The organism is Bradyrhizobium liaoningense (assembly GCF_018130955.1).
Classification (GTDB): Bacteria; Pseudomonadota; Alphaproteobacteria; order Rhizobiales; family Xanthobacteraceae; genus Bradyrhizobium; species Bradyrhizobium liaoningense_C.
The window spans coordinates 1-4,133 of record NZ_JAFCJM010000130.1 but is presented as its reverse complement, the minus strand read 5'-3'; the positions used below and the strand labels follow the sequence as shown (position 1 = coordinate 4,133).

The following is a 4,133-nucleotide window of genomic DNA, read 5'->3' as shown; positions in this document are numbered from 1 at the left end:
TCTCCGTCGATGGCCGCTTCACCTCGACGGAATCACGGTTCGCTCGGCTCCTCAAGACAGTTCTGCAACAAAATCGGCCCGAATGCGAAGTACCGCCTGGCTCTGAAATTGTCTGCTTATCGGGGTAGACCGGAAGTTATCGGCGCACAGTCAGAATGGCGCAGTTGACCAAATGCGGACATTCTCCTTTCCGGCAAGGCGCCGTCGAGCGTAACCTGAGCGACCGACTTTTCAATCGAAGGAGGCGACCATGTGGCAGCCGGACGGTTGGGGACAAACCCGCATTGGCGTTCTCACGCCCCATGCAGACGTAGTTCCAGAAGCGGAATTCAACGCGCTCGCTCCTGATGGAATTTCGATCCACGCCGCGCGCATTCCGTTTGGTGGCTATAGACCGGGCGGAACGATGGACCCGACTATCGCCGACGATCCGGTGCGCGCAATTGCCGATCCGCCAGCCGTGGACGATGCCGCCGAGATGCTGGCGATGGCCCCACTACACGCAATCGTTTTTGGCTTCACAAGCAGCAGTTATGTCCGAGGCGCAGCCGATGATGCGGCACTCAAGTCGCGCCTGGAAGCGCGCACACGAGGCATCCCAGTGGTCATCCCATGTGCAGCCGCAGCTACTGCACTGGTTGCGCTTGCCGCCAAACAGGTAGCACTAATCAGTCCCCCATGGTTTTCGGTTGAAATGGCTCAGCAGGGCGCCCGCTACTTCCAGAGCCAAGGGGTAGAAATCGCCTACAGCGCACCGGCAGGTCTGCCATCGGATCAGCAAGCTATTCAGCCTGAACGGCTCTACGACTGGGTGCGTTCTCACGTACCCAAGAATGCCGAAGCTGTTTTCATTGGTGGCAACGGCTTTCGCGCGATTGGCGTAATCAAAGCGCTGGAGGATACCTTAGGTCGTCCCGTTTTGACGGCGAACCAGGTCGCGTTTTGGTGCGCCCTTCGGTTAGCCGGTACCCGCGCGCCTGTTGTCAACTACGGACGCATCTTCGAGTTTGATCTGCCGCGCTCATAGGATGGGATTTCTGCGGCGATGTCGATTAGTGGCCTGTGGCTGACCTTAGCTCGGAGCACTGCGACGCCTGCTTCCGGGAGGTCGAGCCGACTCGGGTCATGCAAGCAGCCGAGGGCAGCCTTTGACCCAGAGCGGTCATCACCGTGTCGGACTTCGCTGTGACGCACGACACCGCTGCCGTCCAAGACCGGCAAAGGGTCTCTGCTCGATTTTGTGCGGCGCATTCGAAGTTGGTTCCGTATTGATTTAGGTCAACGGCAAGACACGACACGTCACGTCACGTTAGGTTTGATCATCGTCCTACCAGCAGAGAACAACATGACAAGAAATGCCAAGCTTCTCGGACTGATCGTGACTGCGGCGCTCTTAACCGCAGCTCCATTGTCGCCTCACTACTCGCCGGCGAAAGTGGTGTCTGTATCCGTTGATCGTGCTGAAGCGAGAGTTGGGCGACCACTTACACCGATGAGCATAGCAGGCGTCAATCGCAGAGTGCATCGCCGAGCCTACTACAGTGCGGCAGCGGTGGGAGCCGGTGCTTACGGGGCGTATCGCTATAACAGGGCTTGTGGGTATTCTCCGTATCAACCCTGCTATTGACGCTCATCGCTTGGTACTCGAATTCGATCTGCGGGTCGGGAACGTTGATGATCAAAGCAACTTTGGGCAACCCGAGGTTCTTTCGCCGAAGTGGACCATTTTCACTTGCAGTTGTTGCGAGTGCAGCACGCGGCGTTGCCGATGAAGTCGAGCTGCTCCTGGAAGGTGTGGCCCCTCTTCAGACGGCTGGCCCGAAGGAAGTGAGCTTTCTGGACAATCGACGTTACGCTTCCGCACTGGATCAGACGTTGGCTGGTGCTGTCATCGTGCATCCTGATATGGCTGCGCGAGTGCCATCGAAAGCGGCGACTATCGTAACGAATGAACCATACGCTGCCTGGGCACGCGTTGCGGCACTGTTCCATCCAGTGCCCCCGCCATCTCCAGGTATTCACCCGTCTGCATTTGTTGCCGACGGGGCGCTCGTCGATCCGTCGGCAGAGGTCGGACCGCTTTCTGTGATTGAGACCGGAGCAGAAATAGGACCTGGCTGTCGGATCGGACCTTGCGCAGTTATCGGAGGCGGGGTGATTGTTGGTCGAGATTGCCGGATTGGCGCACATGTGAGTCTGAGCTACGCGCTCCTTGGAGCACGCGTCTACGTTTATCCAGGGGCCCGGATCGGACAGGAAGGGTTTGGATTTGCCTCGACCAAGGATGGATTTCTCTCCGTCCCCCAGCTTGGGCGAGTCATTATTGAAGACGACGTCGAAGTCGGTGCCAATACGACGATTGATCGAGGATCATCGCAAGACACGTTGATTGGCGCCGGCTCACGTCTCGATAACCTTGTGCAGATCGGTCACAATGTTGTCCTCGGCCGCTGTTGCGTCATCGTCGCACAGGTCGGTATTTCAGGTTCGACCGTGCTTGAGGACTTCGTCCGCGTGGGGGGGCAGGCGGGTCTGGCCGGGCATCTTCGGATCGGACGGGGCGCGGAGATCGGGGCGCAGGCGGGTCTGATGTCGGATCTGGATCCGGGTGCCAAAGTGCTCGGAAGCCCAGCTCAGCCGAAAAGGGACTTCTTCCGGCAAATTGCCACGCTCATGAAGATGGCAAAGAAGAAAGAATGACTTGTTCTATAAAAGCCCGCGCCGCGTGACTCTTTCGGGCAAGTTGGCACAGACTTGCGGCGACTGCAAAGGACCCCCGCGTGTATCTATTGTCCAATCTGCTGCGACGTTTCATCCGTCAGGGTACCTTGAGGGTCCGCGACGCCGACGGCAAGGTCCACGTTTTTGGCGAACGTCTGCCCGGGCCCGATGTCGCCATCAGCCTCCGCGATCGCAAGCTCTACATCAAGCTGTTCGTCAATCCGGAGCTATACGCTGCAGAAGCCTACATGGACGGCACGCTGACGCTGGAGGACGGTGCAGCAATTCATGATTTTCTTTTGCTGTTCTCGGTCAACCGCGCCGGGCTTTATTCCTATGGCTCACAGAAGCTGATGCGGCGGGTGTGGCGGGGCCTGCGCCGCTGGCATCAGGCGAACCCAATCGGGCTCGCCGCCGCTCATGCCCGTCACCACTATGACATTTCGACCGAACTTTACCGTCTGTTCCTCGACGATCAGATGCAATATTCCTGCGCTTACTTTCGAGATCCCGAGCATGAAACCCTGGAACAGGCGCAGCGCAACAAGCTGATCCACGCCACCAGCAAGCTCCAATTGAACCCCGGCATGACCGTCGCGGAGATCGGTTCCGGCTGGGGCGGTTTTGCCATTCATCTGGCGCGCGAGACCGGCGCCCATGTCACCGCGGTTAATGTTTCGCCCGAGCAGATCAAGGCGGCGCGCATTCACGCCGAGGCCGCCGGCGTTTCCGATCGTGTCGTGTTTCGCGAACTGGACTACCGCCAACTCACCGGACAGTTTGACCGGGTGGTCTCGGTCGGCATGATGGAGCATGTCGGCATCGGGCATTTTGACGAGTACTTCCTGAAAATCCGCGAGCTTCTGACGCCTGACGGCTATGCTTTCATCCACTGCATCGGCCGGATGTCGCAGCCCGGCACCACCGGTCCCTTCATCCGCAAGTACATCTTTCCTGGCGCCTATGTGCCAGCGCTATCCGAGACGTTCGCCGCAACTGAGCGCTGCGGTCTGTGGTGCGACGACATGGAAGTGCTGCGGCTGCACTATCGCTACACAGTGAGACACTGGCGCGAGCGTTTCGCCAAAAATCGGGCCAAGGCTGCTACGATCTGTGACGAGCGGTTCTGTCGGATGTGGGAATTTTATCTCGCCGCCGTCGAACTCGAATTCTTGCATGGCTCTCACATGGTGTTTCAATTGCTGCTGTCGACCAAACGTGATGCGGTGCCGATCAGACGCGATTTTATGGTCGACGATGAGAGAGCGGCCTGGACGCTGCCAGCCAACTGAACGATGCCGGCCCGACACTTGCTGCGGTGCACGAGTCTGCAAATGGCCGATTTTGTTGCAGAACTGTCTTGAGGAGCCGAGCGAACCGTGATTCCGTCGAGGTGAAGCGGCCATCGACGG

At 58.6% G+C, this 4,133-nt stretch carries 3 protein-coding genes; all 3 read left to right on the top strand.

Annotated elements, in window-relative coordinates; translation table 11 throughout:
- Positions 1–250 precede the first annotated feature (250 nt).
- The 3 genes from JQ632_RS38895 (at position 251) to JQ632_RS38885 (ending at position 4,013) form a co-directional block, all read left to right on the top strand.
- Positions 251–1,027 carry a hypothetical protein gene (locus JQ632_RS38895; protein WP_212408007.1) on the top strand — a complete coding sequence of 259 codons (777 nt, stop codon included), beginning with the start codon at positions 251–253 and terminating at the stop codon, positions 1,025–1,027.
- 662 nt (positions 1,028–1,689) lie between these two features.
- Entirely contained in the window at positions 1,690–2,700 is a 1,011-nt protein-coding gene (gene lpxD, locus JQ632_RS38890; protein ID WP_212408008.1) for a UDP-3-O-(3-hydroxymyristoyl)glucosamine N-acyltransferase, read from the top strand.
- Between the two features lie 80 nt (positions 2,701–2,780).
- A complete protein-coding gene (locus tag JQ632_RS38885; RefSeq protein ID WP_212408006.1) occupies positions 2,781–4,013 on the top strand; it encodes a cyclopropane-fatty-acyl-phospholipid synthase family protein in 1,233 nt (410 codons plus the stop codon).
- Positions 4,014–4,133: the final 120 nt, after the last annotated feature.

What these genes read in the sequence shown, in the direction of transcription:
- JQ632_RS38895 (WP_212408007.1), top strand. Translation starts at nt 251, where the DNA reads ATGTGGCAGCCGGACGGTTGGGGACAAACCCGCATTGGCGTTCTCACG.